Genomic DNA, 22,000 nt, shown 5'->3' with positions numbered 1-22,000 from the left:
GTTCCCTGCCGGGGCTGGCGCGCATTGAACATTTGTTTCATCTTTCGACATAATGTGGCCACCATCCGATCGTAAGGGACGCAACCCCGACCGGCCCCGACAACAAGAACCGCAAGGCGGCGAGATGCTCGAGTTCGAAAACGTCAGCAAATCCTTCTGGACCGGGACCCGCCGCAAGGTGATCCTGGACCGGGTTTCGTTTCGGGTAGAGCTGGGCAAGTCACTGGGAGTCCTTGCGCCGAACGGCACGGGCAAGACGACGCTGATCAACATGATGGCGGGGCTGGAAAAGCCGGACGAAGGCGTGATCCGGCGCGACTGCCGGGTGTCGTTCCCGATGGGCTTCGTCGGCGGCGTGTCGGGCAAACTCTCGGCGCTGGAGAATGCGCGCTACATCGCCAGGATCTACGGGATGGATCCCGACTATGTCGAAGCCTATTGCCGATGGCTGTGCAACCTGGGGGAATACTTCGACCAGCCCTTGGGCACCTATTCGTCGGGGATGCGGGCGCGGTTCACCTTTGCGCTGATGCTGGCGCTGGATTTCGACATGTATCTGATCGACGAGGGGATGCCGGCAACGACCGATGTCGAGTTCAACAAGAAGGCCGGCTCGATCCTGCAGGAAAGGTTGCGCACGACCACCATCGTGATCGTTTCGCACAATCCCGGGACGCTCGAGAAATTTGCCCGGCAGGCGGCGGTTCTGATGGATGGCCAACTACACATGTTTGACACCTTGGAAGAGGCGAAGCAGCTCTATGACTACCAAACCCAAGGCTAGAAGATACCGCGTCCCCGAGGCCGCCGAGGAACAGGCGAACGGCGGCCGCAAAGACCGCGAGCGCTCTCCGGCCGAACGCATCAGTCACGCTCTCGGCGGTCAGGAGGGTGCGTCGGCGGCCGAGGAGCTGGAGGCGATCAAGCAGGAGGGACTGACCGGGCGGCAGCTGCGCATGGCCCGACGTCTGGCGCGCAAGCACGACCTGCCCGCGACGTCCGACTATGACGCGGTGCGCCTGCTGCGCCGCCACGGCATCGACCCGCTGCAGCGCTCCAACCTGCTGGATCTGGTGGCGTCGGGGAAGAACGAAACCGGCGAGGACGAGGCCCGGACGACTCCAGAGGTCAAGCTGCCGCAAACCGTGAAAGGCCCGGACGAAACACTGCCCTCGACCCAGATGAGCCCGGCAAAGCGCCGCGAGTTCGAGATCGGGCAGATCCAGCGGGACATCGCCCGCCGCCGCCGCCGCAAACTGATGGCGCTGTTTGCGCGCCTGGCGGCTTTCGTGCTGCTGCCGACGCTGATCGTGGGGTACTACTTCTACCGTGTCGCGACGCCGATGTATGCCAGCAAGTCGGAATTCGTGATTCTGCAGGCCGACGGCCAGATGGGAGCGGTCGGCGGGTTGCTGGCTGGCACGCAGTTCGCGACCTCGCAGGATTCGATTGCGGTCCAGTCTTTCCTCGAATCGAAAGAGGCAATGCTGCTGCTGGACCGTGACGCGGGTTTTGCGGCGCATTTCCAGCAACCGCATATCGATCCGATCCAGCGGCTTGCCCCGGACGCCAGCAACGAAGAGGTCTACAAGGTCTATCAGCGCATGGTCACGCTGGGATACGATCCCACCGAGGGCGTCATCCGGATGGAGGTCGCCGCCGCCGATCCGAAAGCGGCGAGCGAGTTTTCGCGAAAACTGATCTCCTATGCCGAAGAGCGGGTGAACGACCTGTCCGAGAAAAAGCGCGAGGACCAGATGCGCGATGCCCGCAAGAGCTTCGAACTGGCGCAGGCGGAACGGCGCAAGGCACAGGAAAACCTGGTCGAGCTGCAACTGAAAGGCGCGGTTCTGGACCCCGAGGGCGTCATCGCCAGCCTGCGCGGCCGCATCGACCAGGTCGAAGTGCAGTTGCAGGAAAAGGAACTGCAACTGGCCGCCCTGCTGGACAATCCCCGTCCGAACAGGGCCAAGGTCGAAGGGGTGCAGGGCGACATCGAACGGCTCGAGGCCGTTTTGGCGGATTTGAACGCCGAGATGGTCGATGCCTCGAACGGCGAAAACTCGCTGGCGCGTCTGACCGTCAGTATCCAGATGGCTCAGGCCGACCTGGCCAGCCGGGACATGATGCTGCAATCGGCCCTGCAGCAAATGGAAAACACCCGGATGGAGGCGAACCGGCAGGTGCGCTATCTGACCGTTTCGGTGAACCCGGTTCCCAGTCAGGAGCCGAGCTATCCGCGCAAGTTCGAAAATACGATTTTGGCATTCCTCCTGTTTGCTGGTATCTACCTCATGATCTCGCTTACCGCGTCGGTCCTTCGTGAACAGGTATCCTCTTAAGACTCATGAAACATGTGAAAATCGCCGATCTTACGGTCGGCAACGACCTTCCTCTTACCGTCATCGCCGGCCCTTGCCAGCTTGAGAGCGCCGATCACGCCCAGATGATCGCCGGCACCATGAAAGAGGCCTGCGACGCCGCCGGCGCGCAATATGTGTTCAAGGCCTCCTACGACAAGGCCAACCGCACCTCGCTGAGCGGCAAGCGCGGCATGGGCATCGAGGCCGGGCTCAAGGTGCTGGACAATATCCGCCGCTCGATGGGCATTCCGGTGCTGACCGACGTGCATACCGAGGACCAGTGCGCCATCGCGGCGCAGGCGGTGGACATCCTTCAGATCCCGGCCTTTCTGTGCCGTCAGACCGACATGCTGCTGGCGGCGGGACGCACGGGCAAGGCGGTCAACGTCAAGAAGGGCCAGTTCCTCGCCCCGTGGGAAATGCCCAACATCGTCGAAAAGATCGAAAGCACCGGCAACGAGAACATCCTGCTGACCGAGCGCGGCACGTCTTTCGGCTACAACACCCTGGTCGCCGACATGCGCTCTTTGCCTCAGATGGCGCAGACCGGATACCCGGTGGTGATGGACGCCACCCACTCGGTGCAGCAGCCGGGCGGGCGCGGCGGGTCCTCGGGCGGCCAGCGTGAGTTCGCGCCGGTGATGGCCCGTGCGGCGGTGTCGCTGGGCGTCGCGGCGGTGTTCATCGAGACGCACCAGGACCCGGACAACGCGCCGTCCGACGGGCCGAACATGGTCCCGCTCGACCAGATGCCCGCGCTTGTTGCCACCTTGATGCGCTTCGACGAGCTGGCTAAAGCCTATCCAATTGTGATCTGAACCAAGAGTATTTTTCGATGACCAAACCCCTCGCCGAGGTGACCCCCAACACCTGGAGCTTTCTGCGCGACCCGATGATCAAGCCCACCGGCTTTCGTGAATATGACGCGCGCTGGAAATATCCCGACGAGATCAACCTGCCGGGCATGACCGCGCTGGGCCTCGGTCTGGGCACCCAGATGCAGCGGCGCGGGATCGAGCCGGTGATCGCGGTCGGCAACGACTATCGCGACTACTCGCTGGCGATCAAGAACGCGCTGATCCTCGGCCTGATGCAGGCTGGTATCCGGGTCAAGGATATCGGCCCGGCCCTGTCGCCCATGGCCTATTTCGCCCAGTTCCACCTGGACGTGCCGGCCGTGGCGATGGTGACGGCCTCGCACAACCCGAACGGCTGGACCGGGGTCAAGATGGGCTTCGACCGCCCCCTGACCCATGGCCCCGACGAGATGGCCGAGCTGCGCGACATCGTGCTGAACGGCGAATTCGAAACGCGCCCGGGTGGGGCCTATGAATTCGTCGATGGGGTGAAAGAGGCCTATATCGACGATCTGGTCGGCGACTTCCGCATGTCCCGTCCGCTCAAGGTCGTCTGCGCCACCGGCAACGGCACCGCCTCGGCCTTTGCGCCCGAGATATTCGAACGGATGGGGGTCGAGGTCGTGCCCAGCCACAACCGGCTGGATTACACCTTCCCCAACTACAACCCCAACCCCGAGGCCATGGAGATGCTGCACGACATGGCCGCCACGGTAAAGGCCACCGGTGCCGACCTGGCGCTGGGCTTTGACGGCGACGGCGACCGCTGCGGGGTGGTCGATGACGAGGGCGAAGAGATCTTTGCCGACAAGGTGGGCGTCATCATGGCCCGCGACCTGTCGAAACTGCACCCGAACGCGACCTTCGTGGCCGATGTGAAATCGACCGGCCTGTTCGCCAGCGATCCCGAGTTGAAGGCCAATGGCGTCAAGGCGGATTACTGGAAAACCGGCCACAGCTACATGAAGCGGCGCGTCAAGGAAATCGGCGCGCTGGCCGGGTTCGAAAAGTCCGGCCACTACTTCCTGGCCGAGCCGATCGGGCGCGGCTACGACTGCGGCATGCGCGTGGCGGTCGAGATCTGCAAGCTGATGGACCGCAACCCCGACAAGCGCATGTCGGACCTGCGCAAGGCGCTGCCCAAGACGTGGTCGACGCCGACCATGTCGCCCCATGCCGCCGATACCGAGAAATACGACATCCTCGCGCGGCTGGTGGACAAGCTGGTCGCCAAGCACGAGGCGGGCGAAACCCTCGCCGGTCGCAAGATCAAAGAAGTCGTTACTGTCAACGGCGCCCGCGTCATCCTCGACAACGGCAGCTGGGGTCTGGTGCGCGCCTCGTCGAACACGCCCAACCTGGTGGTGGTCTGCGAAAGCAGTGAGAGCGAGCAGGAAATGCGCGCGATCTTTGCCGATATCGACGCCGTGATCCGCACCGAACCGGGGGTCGGCGACTACGACCAGACGATCTGATCCGCGCAGGGCTTCATCTTTTTCCAAATACTCCCGCCGGAGGCTCCTGACCGAGCCACCGGCGGCAACGGTTGGGTGGCATCAATCCACACCCAGCAGCTTGAGCAGGCCCTTGGTGGCCTCTTCCTCCAGCTTGTCCTTGATGACGTCCTCGATGTTCTGATCCTCGGTGATCGTGGTGTCGAGTTCCTCTTCCACCTTCTGGCGCAGCTTCTCCTTGGCCCTGGCTTCGACCTCGTTGAGCTTTTTCTCTCTGGCCGCTTCGATCACCTGGCTCAGATCGGGTTTGATCCTGGGATCGTCCCAGGGGCCGACGATGCGCACTGGCACCGCCAGCCCTTCGCCGGCATTGGCCCGCAGCGCGACGGGCGTGAACAGATAGTCGATGTCGCGCTTGCCCAACCCGATGCGCCCGTCGCCGTCGGCGCGGAAATTGTCCAGCTGCATCAGCAGGTCGCGGTTGAACAGATCGCCATTCGACATGGTGAAGCTGGCCGTCAGGCTGTTGAACACGGTGGTCCCGCCCGTGCCCTCGCCGGTGCCCATCAGCCGATCCAGGTCGAACCCCGAGATCACGCCGCGCCCCATGTCCACGCGTCCCTCGCCCTTGAGCGAGCGCATGATCTGATCCTCGCTCTGACCGACGCCCAGGAACTTGACCTGGCCCGACGCCCTGCCGGACAGCCGCTCGATGCCGCCAAACGTCGAAAGCGCCTGTTGCAGTTCGATGCCGTCGGCCTTGAGGTCTCCGCCCACCGACAACCCGTTGCGGTTGTTGGCCACCACTTGTCCGGTCAGCGCGCCCGAAAACAGGCGGACCGGGTGCATCTCAAGAACCGCGCGCGACCGGTCGAGGGTCAGGGTGACGCTGCTTTGGCCCAGTTTCAGATCGGGCACGGCGATCGAGTTGGCGTCCAGCCGGATCGTGCCATTTGCCACCGACAGGACCGAGGCGTCGATGGGCGCCCTGGACCAGCCCTGCGGCACCGGCGTTGCCCCGCCTGACCCCGCGCCGGACCCGCCCGCTTTCGGCTGGCTCGCCGCTCCCGCCTGCGACAGGTCCAGATCGCCCGTAACAAGCCGCGCCGTCACCTGCGGCGGGTCGGCCACGACGATATCCGCCTCTCCTTCGAACCGGTTGCTGTCCAGAACCGCCACGAGGTCGCGCAGCGCCAGCCGCCCGTCCTGCGTATAGGTCATCTGCGTCGAGATGTCGGCCACTTGCCCCAGCCCCTTGGGCACGCTCACCCCCGGTTGCCCGAGGGCTGCGAACATCCGGGCGCTGTCCGTGGCCTTGATCCGCGAAAGCCCCGACATCTCGCCCGCGACGTTCACCTTGCCGGAATAGGTGATGCTTCCGCCCGGCGCGGTCAGTTCCAGATCCATCGTGGTCACGTCGCCTTCGGCAAAGCCCGGCAGGTCCTGGATTTCCATGTCCACGTCAACCGGGCCTTCCCCGATCTTCAGCCGCGCCTGAACACTCAGGGGCGCGTCCACAGCGGGCCAACTGGCAGCGATGTCCAGATTGCCAAAATCGAACGTCGTACGCCCGTCCTCGGCATAGATCACCCGCGCGTTGGTCATTTCCAGCGTGTCCAGCGTCACCTCGCGCGCTGCGGCGGGCGCGCCCGTGGACGGGCTTTCGCCATCCGTTGCGGCCGGAGCGGACGTGGCCGCGGCAGGGGCCGGGCCGATCTCCCAATTCGCCTTGTCGCCGGTTTTTTCAAGCCGCAGAACAGGGTCGCGGGCGATGATCTGTTTGATCTTCACGTTGCCCGACAACAGCGCCGCGGCATCCACCCCAACCGACAGCCCGCTTGCGGTCAACATGGGCTCGGGTCCGGCCCAGTCGGCATTGCCGAAGGTGACTGGCCCCGTCTCGACCCCCAGAACCGGCCAGAAGGACAGGCGCACGTCGCCCGACAGTGTCAGGTCACGACCGGTCTGCGCCCGCGCCTGATCCGACAGGATTTCACCCAGCTTGTCGCCCGGCATCAGCAACAATGCGCCGACGACCAGCATCACCACGGCGATCAGGATGAAGGCGATCCGAAACAGCCAGCGCATGGCCCTGCTCCCTCTTCTGTTCTGGTTTTGACAGTCATATGGCAAGCCAGCCCCGTTCGGGCAACATTTGCAAGCGCAGAAGTTCCCCACTATATGCGCGCCATGAGCACGAACCCACCCAACCTCCGCCCCGACCTGGCGCCAGCCGCCCGCATCTCAGACGCGCCGCGCGCCGGCCAGCCGACCATCGGCATGGTCTCGCTCGGCTGCCCCAAGGCGCTGGTGGACAGCGAGCGTATTCTGACCCGGCTGCGGGCCGAGGGCTATGGCATCTCGCCCGACTACGCGGGTGCCGACGCGGTGATCGTGAATACCTGCGGGTTTCTCGACAGCGCCAAGGCCGAAAGCCTCGAGGCGATCGGCGAGGCGCTGGTGGAGAATGGCAAGGTGATCGTGACCGGCTGTCTGGGCGCCGAGCCCGACTACATCCGCGAACACCATCCGCGCATCCTGGCCGTGACCGGCCCGCATCAATACGAACAGGTGCTGGACGCGGTGCACAGCGCCGTGCCGCCCGATCCGAACCCCTTCGTCGATCTGCTGCCGGCCTCGGGGGTCAAGCTGACCCCGCGCCATTACAGCTATCTGAAGATTTCCGAGGGCTGCAACCACAAGTGCAAGTTCTGCATCATCCCCGACATGCGCGGCAAGCTGGCCAGCCGCCCCGCCCATGCGGTGCTGCGCGAGGCGGAAAAGCTGGTGGACAGTGGCGTTCGTGAATTGCTGGTCATCAGCCAGGACACCTCGGCCTACGGGCTGGACCGCAAATATGACGTGAACCCGTGGAAAGACCGCGAGGTGCGCAGCCACATCACCGATCTGGCGCGCGAGCTGGGACAGATGGATGCCTGGGTGCGGCTGCATTACGTCTATCCCTATCCGCATGTGCGCGAGCTGATCCCGCTGATGGCGGATGCGGGTTGCAACCTGCTGCCCTATCTCGACATCCCGTTCCAGCACGCCCACCCCGACGTTCTGAAACGCATGGCGCGACCCGCGGCTGCGGCGAAGACGCTGGACGAGATCGCCGCCTGGCGCGAGATCTGCCCTGACATCACCCTGCGTTCGACCTTCATCGTGGGCTATCCGGGCGAGACCGAGGCCGAGTTCCAGACCCTGCTGGACTGGATGGACGAGGCGCGGCTGGATCGCGTGGGCTGCTTCAAATACGAAAACGTGGATGGTGCCCGCTCGAACGATCTGCCCGATCACGTCCCCGAAGCGGTCAAGCAGGAGCGCTGGGAACGCTTCATGGAAAAGGCGCAGGCGATCTCCGAGGCGAAGCTGGCGGCCAAGGTGGGTCAGACCATCGAGGTGATCGTGGACGAGGTGGACGACGAGGCCGCCATCTGCCGCACCAAGGCCGACGCGCCGGAGATCGACGGGAACCTCTTCATCGACGAAGGGTTCAAGGGTTTGAAGCCGGGCGATATCGTGGCGGTCGAGGTGGACGAGGCCGGGGAATACGATCTGTGGGGCCGTCTGTCAGCGGACAGGCAGTGACCCTGGCGCGACCTTTTCGCTGCAACGGCAGAACCGCTTTTTCGGGAAAGGGAACAGGGCCACCGGCCGAGGCGATCAGGCCCCGGCGGTGTCGCCCAGAAACCGGATCGACACCTTTCTGGCACCGGGGAACCGCTGCGAGCGGAGCCCTTCGGGAACGGTGACTTCGCCCGGCCCGGCCTTGGCGCAGCGGAACTCCACCAGCGTCGGCCTGGCGTTCCGCGAGGTTGCCAGCGCCGAGGCAGGCAGGGCGACGCGATTGATGCCCGTGCTTGCGGCTGCGTTGACGAAATAAGTCAGGCGGCGCCCCTCGCAGCGGACCGCTACAGGGACATGATCCTTCGGCCCGCTCCAGGGGGTCGCAGTGGCGATTCCCCCGTTTCCGGCATCAGCAGGAGTGACGGAAACGATGTTTTCCGCGTTCACGAGATTGGCGTCCAGAAGGGCCTGACAGGCGGCCTTTTCCTGATCGCTGAAAGAGATGTCGCGGGGGGCGACCCGTGGGCGCCGTGGGCGGGGGGCCCGGTTTGCGGACTCGGACCGATCCGGCCCGGTCAGGCCTGCTTTGCGCAGCACGTCATAGGCCGCCTTGACGCGCGCGAAATCGTCGCCGTCGCCTCCGGCGCGATCGGGATGCGCGTCGAAGGCGGCACGCCTCCAGGCTTCGCGGATTTCTTCGGGGCCGGCGCCAGACGCAACACCCAGTTCCTCCAGGGCCGCTGCGCGCGCCCGTACTCTCTCGATCGGACTCATACCAAACACACTCATGAACTTTCGATCGAGAATACCTTCGCTGCCGTGCCCCATTTTTGTCAAATTATACGGGGTTTTGGGTGGTTGATCGAAAACAATACGCCGCCGGTGTGGCCATTGATCGCTCGCGGTAGGGGTATTCTGGCAATTTTTCGGCTGTCCGGTTTGGCGAGGGGAAAGGGCAGTCGGTTCAAACCGGGAAAACGACAAGGCTTCGGGCGGCGGTCTGAGGCGTCAACGAAAAAACCGCGCCGAAAGGCGCGGTTTTCGATCCGTGTTTCTCTGGCTCTCAGCGACGGCGGTCGCGACGCGCGCTCATCGGCTGGAAGGCGACACCCACATGCGCCTCGCAATAGGGCTTGCCTTGTTCGACGGGCAGGCCGCAGAACCAGAAATCCTCGGTCGCCGGGTCGCCGACCGGCCATTTGCAGGTGCGCTCGGTTAGTTCCATCAGCGACAGTTTCTTGGCCTTTTTCTCGACCTCGTTCACTTTGGCCAGCGCCTCGGGGCTGATCTCGTTGGCCGAGGGCTGCGGCGGCAGCGGCTGGCCGGCCGGGATGATCTGGCGGCGGACCGGCGCGGCCGGCTTGGCCTCGGCCGCGGGCGCCGGAGCCGGGCGCGCCGGTTCGGTCTTGGGCGCGGGCTTGGGCTTGGTCTCGGCCTTGGGCGCGGGGGCCGGTTTTTCCTTGGCCTCTGCCTTGGCCGGCGCGCTGCCGGTTGCACGGTTCGACAGGCCGAGGCGATGCACCTTGCCGATCACGGCATTGCGGGTCACCCCGCCCAGTTCCTTGGCGATCTGGCTGGCCGACTGGCCTTCGCCCCACATTTTCTTGAGCAGTTCAACGCGCTCGTCAGTCCAGGACATGGGTAGCCTCTCAAAAGCGGGAAAGCGGCCCGGATTTCGCGGCCGCCTTCGGGAATTCGTCTTGTCTCTCTATTCTAGTCACTGTTCGTCGAGTTACAAGGCATCTTCGAATCACGCGAGGGCTTGGACATGGAGAATTTCGTCGATCAGGATGTGCATCGGTTCGGCCGGTTCAACTGGATGGGCCTCTACACGCTGGGCAAGCGCGAAGTGCTGCGCTTCCTCGCGGTGTGGACGCAGACGCTGCTGGCGCCGCTGGTCACCGCCGGCCTGTTCCTGGTGATCTTCAACATTGCCGTCGGCCCGGGCCGCCCGGACGTGATGGGCGTGCCCTTCCTGACCTTCCTTGCGCCGGGGATCATGATGATGACGGTGATCCAGAACGCCTTTGCCAATACCTCGTCCTCGATGGTGATCTCCAAGGTGCAGGGCAATATCGTCGATACGCTGATGCCGCCGCTGTCGCCGCTCGAGATCCTGCTGGGCTATCTGGCCGGGGCGGTGGCGCGCGGCGCACTGATCGCGCTCTGCGTCGGGCTGGCGCTGGCGCTGGTTCTCGGTATCACCCCCGAACATCCGCTGGTGGCGGCGGTTTTCGTGCTGCTGGGCGGTGCCTTCATGGGGGCGTTGGGCCTCTTTGCCGGCGTGTTCGCCAACAAGTTCGACCAGATGGCCGCGATCACCAATTTCATCGTCACGCCGCTGGCCTTCCTGTCGGGCACATTCTACTCGGTCGAGGCGCTGCCGCCGGTCCTCTACCGCGTGACCCACGCCAACCCGGTGTTCTACCTGATCGACGGGCTGCGCTTTGGCATGATCGGCGTCTCGGACAGTTCTCCGCTGCTGGGGCTTGCCATCTGTACCGGGGCGACCGCCGCGGTCTGCCTCGTCGTCTGGCAGATGCTCAGAACCGGCTACCGCCTCAAGGCCTAGGCGGCTTCGGGTTCGGCCAGGGCGCCCGGCTGGAACGCCTTGCGCGGGCGCCCCAGCCGTGGGTGCAGCCGGGCCGCGATGGACCAGGCGGCGAACATCGCCAGTCCGCCCGCCGCGAAGACCCCGGCCACCGGCGCAAACAGCAGCACCACCGAGGCCACGCCGGGCGTCAGTATCCCCGACACGTCGCGATAGCTGGAATAGATCGCCGACATCTCGGTGCGTTCCGAGGGCTTGACCGCCATCAGGAAGGGCAGGCCCGCGCAGATATCCAGCACGATCAGCCAGATCGAGCCCAGCACCAGCGCCGCGACCGTGACCACGGGCCAATTCGCCAGCGCCCCGGCAAGCCCGAAACACAGCCCCGCGGCGGCAAAGCCGATCCGCACCGCCGAGCGCAGCGACCGGCCCTGCACCCAGCGCAGGATCAGCGGCGCGGCAAACAGCATTCCGTTGGTCACCGACAGCAGGATGCCGCCCAGCTGCTCGCCCAGCCCGTTCTGAATGGCGAAGATCGGCAGGTAAACGATATAGATCCACCACCCGCAGGACCGGATCATCGCGAACATCTAGCCCGCGACCAGCCGCGGCTGCGCAAAGAACCGTGGCAGAAAGGCAAACGGGTTGCGCGCCTGTCCCCTCGCCTTGGTGATCAGCTTGCCATTCCCCAGCCGCATCGCCCAGAACACCACCAGCATGACCGCGGCGGCGCAGGCGCTGACGACAAAGGGGGCAGGGGCCCACACCTCCATCAGCAGAACGCCCGCCATCGGGCCGCCGGTCCAGCCCAGGGCGCTGTAGAACATCCGGCTGGTCTCGCAGCGGCCAAGCTCGATGCGCTCGATATAGTCCAGCACATAGGCGTTGAAACAGATGAAGGTGACGACGGCGGCCACCGTGTTCAGCGCCAGCGCCGCCACCACCGCCTCGGCGCTGCCCTGCACCGCCAGACCGGCGCTGACCATGAACATCAGCCCGCCCGCCGTATAGGCCCAGCGCCGCGGCACGTAACGAATGGCGAAGGGTACCAGCATCCCGGCCACCAGCGAGATGACCCCGACGAGGAAATACAGGAACGATACCGTGGCCGCGTCCTGCAGTGCCCGGTACATGATCAGCGGAAAGACCGAGATCAGGATCCCCCGCACCACGGCCTCGAGACCGGCAAGTATGCCGAAATCCCGCACCGATGGGGCGGGGGCGTGACGGACCCATTCGGGAATTCGGCGCTCGTGCATGACACAATCTCTCTAACCAACTTGGCCCAGATTGCGTGCCGGACGGGCGGCTTCTTGAAGGAATGCGACACCCGCGTCGCGCGCAGACCTCGGTCACGCTTTTTTGCCCGCAGGCCCCGGCGGAACGTTCGGCCCGCCATGCGCCAGGGGATTTTCGGCGTGCAGGCCCATTGCCGATTCGGCCCCGCTGCCACTCGCATTTCTGATCCGGCCCCGAACGCGCTATACTGGACACCCACAGGGCAGGAGGCCGAGATGACCGAACCATCATCCGAACGCCGTCTCGCGGCAGTCGTCTCGGCCGATGTCGCGGGCTACGCGCGCCTGATGGGCCGGGACGAGGAAGGCACGCTCGAGGCCCTGCGAAGCCACAGGCGCGAGTTGATCGACGATCTGATAACCCGCCACGGCGGGCGCATCGTCAAGACGATGGGTGACGGTTTCCTGATCGAGTTTCCCAGCGCGATCGAGGCGGTCCGGTGCAGCGTGGAGTTCCAGAAACAGATGGCCGCCCGCAACGCGCCCATCCCCGACGACAAGCGCATCGAGTTTCGCATCGGCATCAATGTCGGCGATGTCATCCACGAAGAGGATGACATCTTCGGCAGCGGCGTGAACCTCGCCGCGCGGCTTCAGACCGAATCCGACCCCGGCGGGATCTGCCTCTCCGAACCCGTCGTCCAGCATGTGCGCGGCCAGATGGAACTGGATGTCGAGGACATGGGCGAACGCGCCCTCAAGAATATCGAGAGGCCCGTGCGGGTCTTTCGCCTGCGCGGTTTCGGCGGGGGCGTGCGGATCGCCGCAGGCAGCCCGCTGCCCATCGCGCCCCGGCGCCCCTCGATCGCGATCCTGCCCTTCCGCAATCTCACCCCGGGGAACGAGGCCGCCTTCGTGGCCGACGGCATCGCGCTGGGCATCCAGACCCTGCTCGTGCAGCTCTCCAACATCTTCCTCGTGAATGCCTGCCGCCATCCCGGCTATCGCAACGGCGAGGCCTCGGCCGCCGAGGCTTTGGCCAGCGTCCCGGTCAGTTTCGCTCTGGAAGGGGCGGTCCAGACCGCCGGCGCACGGGTCCGGGCCAGCGTGCAGGTCACCGAACTGGCCACGGGGAACGCGATCTGGGCCGACCGGTACGACCGCGACCTCTCGGACGTCTTCGCGTTGCAGGACGACATCGCGCGCGAGGTCGCCAGCGCCCTCAGCGTCCGGCTGGTCGGCGGGCACGTGGCCAGCGATTTCACCGTCGGCCTCGACACGCCCGACGCCTGGGAACATTTCCTGCGCGGCATCAACGACCTCTATGAATGGAACCAGGGCGCCTGCCGCGCCGCCATTCCGCATTTCCGGACGCTCGCACAGGTGCATCCCGAAAGCGCCTTGGGCGCATGTTACCTGTCGCTGCTGCACTACGCCTTGGCAGTCGAGGGCTGGGGGCAGGACCCCGCCGCAGAGATGGAACAGGCCAAATGCTGGTCGGAACAGGCCGTGTCCCTGCCCGAGGGCAACAACGGCCTCGGCCACGCGGTCCTGGCGGCGATCAGCCTGAATGAACGCCGGCACGAGCAAAGCCTGATCCTGTCGCGGCAGGGCGTGGCCTATCGCTCGAACTGTCCCTTCGCGATCTCGCAGCTGGGCCGCACCGAGACATTTTCCGGCGACTGCGACGCGGGCATCAAGCACGCGCGTGAGGCCCTGCGCATCCGCATGGCGCACCCGCCCTCCATGGTGAACATGCTGGCGGTCGGCCACCGCGACAAGGGTCAGCTGCAACAGGCGATCCGCGTGGCCCAAGCCGCGCGCGACATCGACCACAAGCAGCTCGAACCGCTGGTCACCCTGTGCAGCAGCCACGCCTTGGCCGGAGACCTTGAGGCCGCTGGCGAGGCAAGCCGCCGCATCCTCTCGCTGGACCCGGATTTCTCCGCCACGGCCTATACCGACCGCCAGCCCTATCTCAGTCCGCGAACGCCCGAACGCATCCGGCAGAGCCTGCTTTCCGCGGGCCTGCCGGTCTGACCGGCGGTTTTTTCAACAGCCGAGATTTACCGGCTTTTCAGCCGGGCGATATGCCTCTACAAGGCCCGCATGATCAAGCACGCGCATAACACGCCTCTCCGACGCCGACGCCATTTTGCGTAACCGGCCCGCCTGATCGCGCGCGGTGATCATATCCGCGCACCCTCCATCAAACCAGTTGACGAACCCGGCCCCCGTGTATCACTCACTTGGGCTCAAACCAGATGAAAAGGATGATCCCATGATCCCGTCCGTTCTGCCGACCTACAACCGTGCGCCCCTGACCTTCGTCAAGGGCGAAGGCGCCTGGCTGACCGAGGCCGACGGACGACGTTTCCTGGACCTGGGCGCCGGCATCGCCGTGAACGCGCTGGGCCATGCCCACCCGGCCCTGGTCGAGGCGCTGACGCAGCAGGCCCATGCGGTCTGGCATGTCTCGAACCTCTATCAGATCCCGCAGCAGCAGGCGCTGGCCGACAAGCTGGTCGAACATACCTTTGCCGACACGGTGTTCTTCACCAATTCCGGCACGGAATCCTGCGAACTGGCTGTGAAAATGGCCCGCAAGCATTTCTACGACAAGGGCCAGCCCGAGCGGGTCGAGATCATCACCTTCGAAGGCGCCTTCCACGGCCGCTCCTCGGCGGGCATCGCCGCCGCCGGATCGGAAAAGATGACCCAGGGCTTCGGCCCGCTGCTGCCCGGTTTCGTGCATGTGGCCTTCGGCGATCTGGACGCTGTGACCGACGCCATCAGCGACAAGACCGCCGCCATCCTGATCGAGCCCATCCAGGGCGAGGGCGGCATCCGACCGGTCCCCGACGCCGAACTCAGGGCCCTGCGCCAGATCTGCGACGACAACGGCCTGCTGCTGATCCTCGACGAGGTACAATGCGGCGTCGGCCGCACCGGCAAGCTCTTTGCCCATGAATGGGCCGGCATCACCCCCGACATCATGATGGTGGCCAAGGGCATCGGCGGCGGCTTCCCGCTGGGCGCGGTGCTGGCGACCGAAGAGGCCGCCAGCGGCATGACCGCCGGCACCCACGGCTCGACCTATGGTGGCAACCCGCTGGGCTGCGCGGTGGGCCGCGTGGTGCTGGATCACGTCGCGACGCCCGCCTTCCTCGAAGGCGTCAACCGCAAGGCGGGCCTGCTGCGCCAGAAACTCGAAGGGCTGATTGCCGATCACCCCGACGTGTTCGAAGAGGTCCGCGGCACGGGCCTGATGCTGGGCCTGAAATGCAAGGCGCCCAACGCCGACGTTGTGCAGGCGGGTTATGACAACCTCGTCATCACCGTCCCAGCCGCCGACAACGTGATCCGCCTGCTGCCGCCCCTGACGCTGACCGAGGACGACATCGCCCAGGCCTTGATCCGCCTCGACAAGGCCGCCCAACAGATCGAGACACAGCTCGCCTCCGCCTGATCTTCATCTTTTCCCAAATACTCCGGGGGTCCGGGGGCAGCGCCCCCGGCAACCGACAGCCAGGAAACGAACCGACATGAACCATTTTCTCGACATCCACAAAACCGACGAAGCCGCGCTGCGGTCCATGATCGACCAGGCCGGCGCCATGAAAAAGGCCCGCCTCGGCCGCCCCAAGGCCGCGCCCGATGACGAACAGCCGCTGGCGGGCCGCATGGTCGCGCTGATCTTCGAAAAACCCTCGACCCGCACCCGTGTCTCCTTCGACGTGGGCGTGCGCCAGATGGGCGGCGAGACCATGGTGCTGTCGGGCAAGGACATGCAGCTGGGCCACGGCGAAACCATCGCCGACACCGCCCGTGTCCTGTCGCGCTACGTGGACATGATCATGATCCGCACCTTCGACGAAACCATCCTGACCGAGATGGCCGAATACGCCGACGTCCCCGTCATCAATGGCCTGACCGACCGCACGCATCCCTGCCAGATCATGGCTGACGTTCTGACCTACGAGGAACACCGCGGCCCGATCAAGGGCAAGAAGGTCGTCTGGGCAGGCGATGGCAACAATGTCTGCGCCTCCTTCCTGCACGCGGCGGGCCAGTTCGGCTTCGACCTGACCTTCACCGGACCGGCCCAGTTCGACCCCGAGGAAGAGTTCATGGGCTTTGCCCGCCAGAAAGGCTCGAAGGTGGTGGTCGAGCGCGACCCGTTCAAGGCGGTCGAAGGCGCCGATCTGGTGGTGGCCGACACCTGGGTCTCGATGCACGATTCCCAGTCGGCCAAGGAACGCCGCCACAACCTGCTGAGACCCTACCAGGTCAACGCCGAACTCATGTCGCATGCCAAGCCCGACGCGCTGTTCATGCACTGCCTGCCCGCCCACCGCGAGGAGGAAGCGACCTCCGAGGTGATGGACGGGCCGCACTCGGTGATCTTCGACGAGGCCGAAAACCGCCTGCACGCGCAAAAGGCCATCATGCGCTGGTGCCTCGGCGTCTGACGGCGCCCGCCGCCACGTCATGCCGCGCCGGGCTTGCCCGGCCGCCCCTCCCGCCGCATCCTTGACGGGGACCGACCGGGGGAGGGGCCATGAGGATCGCGATAGCAGGCGCCGGCAGCATCGGCTGCTTCTGCGGGGGGCTTCTGGCCGCGGGCGGCCATGACGTCACCCTGCTGGGCCGCCCCCGCATCCTGGATGAAATCCGGTCGAACGGCCTGACGGTCTCGGACTATTCCGGCCTGCGACAGACCCTTGCCGCCGACCGCTTCACCCTGACGGACGACCCCGCGGCCCTCGGGGCGGCCGATCTCGTGATCGTCACGGTCAAATCGGGCGCAACCGCCGCGATGGCCGACCTCATCGCGCGCCACGCGCCGCCAAGCGCGCCGGTCCTGTCTTGGCAGAACGGCATGGACAATGCCCGGACCCTGCGCGCCCATCTGCCCGGACGCGACCTGCGCGCAGGCATGGTTCCCTTCAACGTGGTCCCCACCGGCCCGGCCACATGGCACCGGGCGACCTCGGGCGACATCATCATCGAAACGGGGGCAGGCGATCTCGCCCGCGCCCTGTCGGTGCCGCAACTCGCGGTGGCCGAGAGCGACCGCATCGAGGCCGTGCGATGGGGCAAGCTGCTCCTCAATCTCAACAACGCGCTCAACGCCCTGTCGGGCCTGACCCTGCGCGAGCAGCTGCTCGACCGCGACTGGCGCCGCCTGATGGCCGACCAGATGTCCGAGGCGCTGGGCATCCTGAAATCGGCGGGCATCGAGGTCGCTTCTACCACGCCGCTGCCCGCGTGGCTGGTGCCGCATGTCCTGCGCCTGCCGACGCCGCTTTTCTCGCGCATCGCCGCGCGGATGCTGACCATCGACCCGACCGCCCGGACCTCGATGGCCTATGACCTCATGGCAGGCCGCCCGACCGAGATCGACAGCCTGCAGGGCGAGATCATCCGTCTGGCAGAACAACAAAGGCGACCCGCGCCCATCTGCGCGCGGGTCGCCGCACTTGTTTCCGAGGCCAACGCCGATCCGGGTCGCTCCAGCGGCCTGAGGCCGGCCGAGATTCGTCCCTGAAGCGTTCGGCCAGTTCCCTCAGACGATCGCGTTCAGCAACAGGAAGATCAGCCCCGACATAATCGCCGCCGCCGGAACGGTGATCACCCATGCGGCGATGACCGTCATGAAATGCGACCGGCGCACCAGCTTCCGGCGCTGCCGTTCTTCGGGGGCAAGACGCTTTTCGGGCGGACGGTGCTTGTTCGAGTTCCTCCGGCGGCGATCCGAGTGCCACTCGCGGAAGAAACCCACGCCGAACACGCCGCCCACGGCGATATGGGTCGAGCTGACCGGCAGGCCCAGCCAGCTTGCCACGATAACCGTGATCGCCGCCGACAGGGCGACGCAATAGGCCCGCATCGGGTTCAGCTTGGTGATCTGGCTGCCTACCATGCGTATCAGCTTGGGGCCGAACAGGAACAGCCCGAACGAGATGCCGAAGGCGCCGATGATCATGACCCACGAGGGGATCGAGACCTTGGCCGCAAAGTCACCGAACTCGGTCGCATGCACGATGGCCGCCAGCGGCCCCACCGCGTTGGCCACGTCATTGGCTCCGTGCGCAAAGCTGAGCAGCCCCGCCGAGATCACCAGTGGCAGGCCGAACAGCGTCTTGATCGACTTGGTCCGGTTCTCCAGCCCCTCGGACTGCTTGCGGATCAGCGGAACGGTGACGGCCCAGACGGCAACGCCCGCAGCCAGCCCGATTGCCAGCGCAACCTGCAGGTCGATCTTGATGATCCGCTTGAACCCCTTGATCGCCAGATAGGTGGCAAAGGCTCCGGCCATGATGGCGACAAGGATCGGCACCCAGCGGCGCGAGGCGGCGATCTTGTCCTCGACGTAAATGATTTTGGCTTTGATCAGCGCCAGAAAACCTGCCGCGATCACCCCGCCGAGGACCGGAGAGATCACCCAGCTTGCCGCGATCTTGCCCATCGTGCCCCAGTCCACCGCGCTCAGACCGGCTGCGGCGATGCCCGCCCCCATGACTCCGCCGACGACCGAATGAGTGGTGGAAACCGGCGCGCCGACCCAGGTCGCCAGGTTCACCCACAGCGCCGACGAGATCAACGCGGCCATCATCGCCCAGATGAAGACCTCGGCATTCGCGACCGATGTCGGGTCGATGATGCCCTTGGAGATGGTCGAAACCACGTCGCCGCCCGCCAGCAGCGCCCCGGCGCTTTCGGCAACGGCGGCGATGGCGATGGCGCCGCCCATGGTCAGCGCGTTGGCGCCCACCGCGGGGCCCATGTTGTTGGCGACGTCATTGGCGCCGATGTTGATCGCCATGTAGGCGCCAAAGACCGCGGCGGCCACGACGATCAGGTTGCCGTTCACGCCGCCGAACAGAACCGACGCCGCAATGCCGGCCAGCACCATGAAGGCCAGCGCGATTCCCGGCGTGATCAGCGGGCGCGCGACATAGGCCGTCGCCTGCTCAACGCGCGAGATGCGTTTGAGATCCTTGTCGAGGGTTTTCCATTGTTTCGGGGTTTGTGTATCGGACATCGTTCTTCGGGCCATCTTACTGTTCCGCGCCCGCGCCTATAGCCTTGCGGCGCACGAAACAAGCATTTTGTCCTGACTCAGCCCTTCAAACGGCTACAGATCGCGCAGAATGGCCTTCAGTTCCGGTTCCGTGACCATGTTGGCCGCCTCTTTCGGGCTGACCCACCTGCGCTTGCGCTGCTTCGACTCGGGATATTTCTTGGCCAGCTTGCCGACATTGACGCGATAGACGTTCGTCAAGATGGACTGCGCCAACCCGCCGCCGACGAACTTGTCATAGGTATAGCGGCCAACCGGCTCCCCGCTGACCTTGCCATCCTTGACGCCGGCCTCTTCCCACGCTTCGCGCAGCGCCGAGTCCGCATCGTTAAGCCCGTCGATCGGCCAGCCCTTGGGCACGATCCACCGCCCCGTGCCGCGGCTGGTCACCAGCAGCACTTCCTTTTCCGCCTCCTTCTGCCGCACGCACAGCGCGGCCACCTGCTCCGCTCTGGGGCGCAGGATCAGCGGTTTCACGACCGTTTCCCAGGCTTTCAGGATCGGTTCCTTCATCGGAGTTTGGAAAGTGCCTGTAATTTGGTTTATTTTTCCAGCATCTTACTAGGATTTCCGCCGGATGCAACGTAACGCGGTATCACATCGCATATGTGTGCTGTCGCCGCAAGGTCAACCCGCCGCCCGGACACGCCCGATCGAATACGTTGCCCCGGGGCGGAAACCGCAATGAGACCATTGCGCTGCCCGCGCCAATCGGCAAGCTGTCGGCAGGGGAGGGCGTCATGACCGAACAGCTATCAGGCGACTACGACTACGTCATCGTCGGAGGCGGCACCGCCGGCTGCGTGCTGGCCAACCGGCTCAGCGAGGACCCCGGCAACCGGGTCCTGCTGCTCGAGGCCGGCGGCAACGACCGCTACCACTGGGTGCATATCCCGGTGGGCTATCTCTACTGCATCGGCAACCCGCGCGTGGACTGGATGATGAAAACGGCGGCCGAACCGGGCCTGAACGGCCGCTCGCTGGTCTATCCGCGCGGCAAGGTTCTGGGCGGCTGCACCTCGATCAACGGCATGATCTACATGCGCGGGCAGGCGGCCGATTACGACGGCTGGCGGCAGATGGGCAACACGGGCTGGGGCTGGGACGACGTGCTGCCCTATTTCCGCAAGTCCGAGGATCACCACAAGGGCGAATCCGAGCTGCACGGGGCAGGGGGCGAGTGGAAGGTCACCACCCAGCGCCTCAGCTGGGACATCCTGCACGCCTTCCAGGACGCCGCCAAGGAATTCGGCTACCTGCCCACCGAGGATTTCAACTCCGGCAGCAACGAGGGCTCGGGCTTTTTCGAGGTGAACCAGAACAACGGCGTGCGCTGGAACACCACCAAGGCCTTCCTGCGCCCGGCAATGAAACGGCCGAACCTGCGCGTTCTCACCCACGCCATGACCGACCGGCTGATCCTCGACGGCAAGCGTGTCACCGGCGTCGCGTTCCGCCACAAGGGCCGCCCCGTGACCGTCACCGCCCGGCGCGAAGTGCTGCTGGCCGCCGGCGCGATCAACTCGCCCAAGCTGCTCGAACTGTCCGGCATCGGACAGCCCGACCGCCTGTCCGCACTGGGCATCACCCCGGTCCACGACCTGCCCGGTGTCGGAGAGAACCTCCAGGACCACCTGCAGATCCGCACCGTCTTCAAGGTCTCGGGCACCGAGACACTCAACGAAAAGGCCAACTCGCTGCTGGGGCGCCTCGGCATCGGCCTTGAGTACGCGCTCAGCCGCTCCGGCCCGCTCTCCATGGCGCCCAGCCAGTTCGGCCTCTTCACCAAATCCGACCCCGCGCTCGCCACGCCGGATCTCGAATACCACGTCCAGCCCCTCTCGACCGACCGGCTGGGGGATCCCCTGCATCCCTTCCCGGCCATCACCGTGTCGGTCTGCAACCTGCGCCCCGACAGCGTGGGAGACTGCCACATCACGCAAAACTCGCCCGACCCGCAGCCAGATATCCGCCTGAACTACCTCAGCGCAGACCGCGACAAGCTGGTTGCCGTCGCCGCCATCAAGCAGGCGCGGCAGATCATGACCGCCGATGCGCTGAAACCCTACGACCCGCGGGAATTCCTGCCGGGGCCGTCGATCCGCTCCGATGCGGACCTGCTGCAAGAGGCCGGCAACATCGCCACCACGATCTTCCACCCGGTCGGCACCTGCAAGATGGGCAACGACCCGATGGCGGTGGTTTCGCCCGAGCTCAAGGTCCACGGTCTCGACGGCCTCCGCGTCATCGACGCCTCGATCATGCCCCGGATCGTCTCGGGCAACACCGCCTCGCCGGTCATCATGATCGCCGAGAAAGCCGCCGACATGATCCGCTCTTCATCTGGCTGAAAACATCCCGGGGGAGTCGCGCGCAGCGCGACGGGGGCAGCGCCCCCGCCTGACCGCCACGTGCAAATCTTCCGGCAAGAGTTGGAACAGTCAAAACAATCGATTGTGCTGTCGCGGATGCGGCGCCCAATGGCTCCCGAAACTGTCTCTGTATTGAAGGGCTTGGCGCGGCGTGTACCAATTGCAAATTGGCTGTAGCGTATCACCGTTGAAAGGTGTCGCACCATGCCGATCCACCAGAGGCCCGACACCAGCAAGGCAAAGGGGCACAAGACGTATCCCCACCTGCTGCGCGGCTTGCAGGTGACCGGGCCCAATCAGATCCGGGCCGTCGATATCACCTTCCCGCCGATCCGGCGTGCGCGTCTCGATGAATGGAAAGGGTCGGTTCCCCGAAAATATCTTCGCCGAACGGTTGTGGCTAAGCCTGAAATTCGAATGCGTCTACCTGCATGCATGGGAAACCGGATCGGAGGCAAAGGCGGGGGTCAGAAAATGGATCGATTACAACTCTGTTTCATTGCGCCCA

The 22,000-nt window shown here is 65.3% G+C and carries 16 protein-coding genes and 2 pseudogenes; 12 read left to right on the top strand and 6 right to left on the bottom strand.

Translation table 11 applies throughout. The annotated features are described in order from the left end of the window. Positions 1-124 precede the first annotated feature (124 nt). From AVO45_RS17755 to AVO45_RS17740, 4 genes are read left to right on the top strand one after another with little or no spacing between them, the layout of a single operon-like run. The gene (locus AVO45_RS17755; protein ID WP_068349719.1) at positions 125-784 is read left to right on the top strand and encodes an ABC transporter ATP-binding protein; all 660 of its coding nucleotides are present in this window, start codon (positions 125-127) and stop codon (positions 782-784) included. Beyond that, positions 762-2,342 (top strand): KpsE/RkpR family capsule polysaccharide export protein, encoded by a 1,581-nt coding sequence (locus AVO45_RS17750; protein ID WP_068349717.1) that lies wholly within the window; start codon positions 762-764, stop codon positions 2,340-2,342. Before AVO45_RS17755 ends, AVO45_RS17750 begins: the two co-directional genes overlap by 23 nt. A 5-nt stretch (positions 2,343-2,347) precedes the next feature. Further along, on the top strand, positions 2,348-3,181 hold the full coding sequence (gene kdsA / locus AVO45_RS17745; protein ID WP_068349715.1) for a 3-deoxy-8-phosphooctulonate synthase: 834 nt from the start codon (positions 2,348-2,350) through the stop codon (positions 3,179-3,181). Between the two features lie 17 nt (positions 3,182-3,198). Continuing rightward, on the top strand, positions 3,199-4,695 hold the full coding sequence (locus tag AVO45_RS17740) for a phosphomannomutase/phosphoglucomutase (RefSeq protein WP_068349713.1): 1,497 nt from the start codon (positions 3,199-3,201) through the stop codon (positions 4,693-4,695). 81 nt (positions 4,696-4,776) lie between these two features. On the opposite strand, the gene AVO45_RS17735 is transcribed toward AVO45_RS17740, so the two are convergent. Further along, a complete protein-coding gene (locus AVO45_RS17735) occupies positions 4,777-6,762 on the bottom strand; it encodes an AsmA family protein (RefSeq protein ID WP_068349711.1) in 1,986 nt (661 codons plus the stop codon). 102 nt (positions 6,763-6,864) lie between these two features. Between AVO45_RS17735 and rimO the strand changes: the two genes are divergently transcribed. Continuing rightward, on the top strand, positions 6,865-8,265 hold the full coding sequence (gene rimO / locus AVO45_RS17730) for a 30S ribosomal protein S12 methylthiotransferase RimO (RefSeq protein ID WP_068350006.1): 1,401 nt from the start codon (positions 6,865-6,867) through the stop codon (positions 8,263-8,265). Positions 8,266-8,340: 75 nt separating this feature from the next. On the opposite strand, the gene AVO45_RS17725 is transcribed toward rimO, so the two are convergent. Both AVO45_RS17725 and AVO45_RS17720 read right to left on the bottom strand, forming a co-directional pair. Then, positions 8,341-9,018 (bottom strand): J domain-containing protein, encoded by a 678-nt coding sequence (locus AVO45_RS17725; protein WP_068349709.1) that lies wholly within the window; start codon positions 9,016-9,018, stop codon positions 8,341-8,343. Between the two features lie 289 nt (positions 9,019-9,307). Further along, positions 9,308-9,883 (bottom strand): GcrA family cell cycle regulator, encoded by a 576-nt coding sequence (locus tag AVO45_RS17720; protein ID WP_068349707.1) that lies wholly within the window; start codon positions 9,881-9,883, stop codon positions 9,308-9,310. Between the two features lie 129 nt (positions 9,884-10,012). On the opposite strand from AVO45_RS17720, the gene AVO45_RS17715 reads away from it, so the two are divergent. Beyond that, on the top strand, positions 10,013-10,816 hold the full coding sequence (locus AVO45_RS17715) for an ABC transporter permease (protein ID WP_068349705.1): 804 nt from the start codon (positions 10,013-10,015) through the stop codon (positions 10,814-10,816). Here the strand turns inward: AVO45_RS17715 and AVO45_RS17710 are convergent. Continuing rightward, a pseudogene (locus AVO45_RS17710) lies at positions 10,813-12,054 on the bottom strand (MFS transporter). The gene AVO45_RS17715 and the pseudogene AVO45_RS17710 sit on opposite strands and share 4 nt — an antisense overlap. Positions 12,055-12,309: 255 nt before the next feature. Between AVO45_RS17710 and AVO45_RS17705 the strand changes: the two are divergent. The 4 genes from AVO45_RS17705 to AVO45_RS17690 all read left to right on the top strand — a co-directional run bounded on the left by AVO45_RS17705 (position 12,310) and on the right by AVO45_RS17690 (position 17,584). After that, positions 12,310-14,073, top strand: coding sequence for an adenylate/guanylate cyclase domain-containing protein (locus AVO45_RS17705; RefSeq protein ID WP_068349703.1), 1,764 nt, complete (start codon positions 12,310-12,312; stop codon positions 14,071-14,073). A gap of 241 nt (positions 14,074-14,314) precedes the next feature. Next, positions 14,315-15,502: an aspartate aminotransferase family protein gene (locus AVO45_RS17700; protein WP_068349701.1), complete on the top strand. Its 1,188-nt coding sequence runs from the start codon at positions 14,315-14,317 to the stop codon at positions 15,500-15,502. Positions 15,503-15,578: 76 nt separating this feature from the next. After that, positions 15,579-16,505 (top strand): ornithine carbamoyltransferase, encoded by a 927-nt coding sequence (argF, locus tag AVO45_RS17695; protein WP_068349699.1) that lies wholly within the window; start codon positions 15,579-15,581, stop codon positions 16,503-16,505. 89 nt (positions 16,506-16,594) lie between these two features. Then, positions 16,595-17,584, top strand: a complete 990-nt coding sequence (locus AVO45_RS17690) for a 2-dehydropantoate 2-reductase (protein WP_068349697.1) — start codon at positions 16,595-16,597, stop codon at positions 17,582-17,584. Between the two features lie 18 nt (positions 17,585-17,602). Here AVO45_RS17690 and AVO45_RS17685 read toward each other — a convergent pair whose 3' ends face one another. Together AVO45_RS17685 and AVO45_RS17680 are read right to left on the bottom strand one after the other, a co-directional pair. After that, the gene (locus tag AVO45_RS17685; RefSeq protein WP_068349695.1) at positions 17,603-19,081 is read right to left on the bottom strand and encodes an inorganic phosphate transporter; all 1,479 of its coding nucleotides are present in this window, start codon (positions 19,079-19,081) and stop codon (positions 17,603-17,605) included. A gap of 93 nt (positions 19,082-19,174) precedes the next feature. Continuing rightward, positions 19,175-19,633, bottom strand: a complete 459-nt coding sequence (locus AVO45_RS17680; RefSeq protein ID WP_068349693.1) for an NUDIX hydrolase — start codon at positions 19,631-19,633, stop codon at positions 19,175-19,177. 227 nt (positions 19,634-19,860) lie between these two features. On the opposite strand from AVO45_RS17680, the gene AVO45_RS17675 reads away from it, so the two are divergent. Further along, positions 19,861-21,471, top strand: coding sequence for a GMC family oxidoreductase (locus AVO45_RS17675; protein ID WP_068350004.1), 1,611 nt, complete (start codon positions 19,861-19,863; stop codon positions 21,469-21,471). 352 nt (positions 21,472-21,823) lie between these two features. Next, positions 21,824-21,979: pseudogene (locus tag AVO45_RS20085) on the top strand (IS3 family transposase); the annotation flags it as partial. Positions 21,980-22,000: the final 21 nt, after the last annotated feature.

The organism is Ruegeria marisrubri (assembly GCF_001507595.1).
In the GTDB taxonomy this organism is placed as follows: Bacteria; Pseudomonadota; Alphaproteobacteria; order Rhodobacterales; family Rhodobacteraceae; genus Ruegeria; species Ruegeria marisrubri.
The sequence above is the reverse complement of the archived record's forward strand: the minus strand, read 5'-3'. Positions and strand labels throughout refer to the sequence as shown.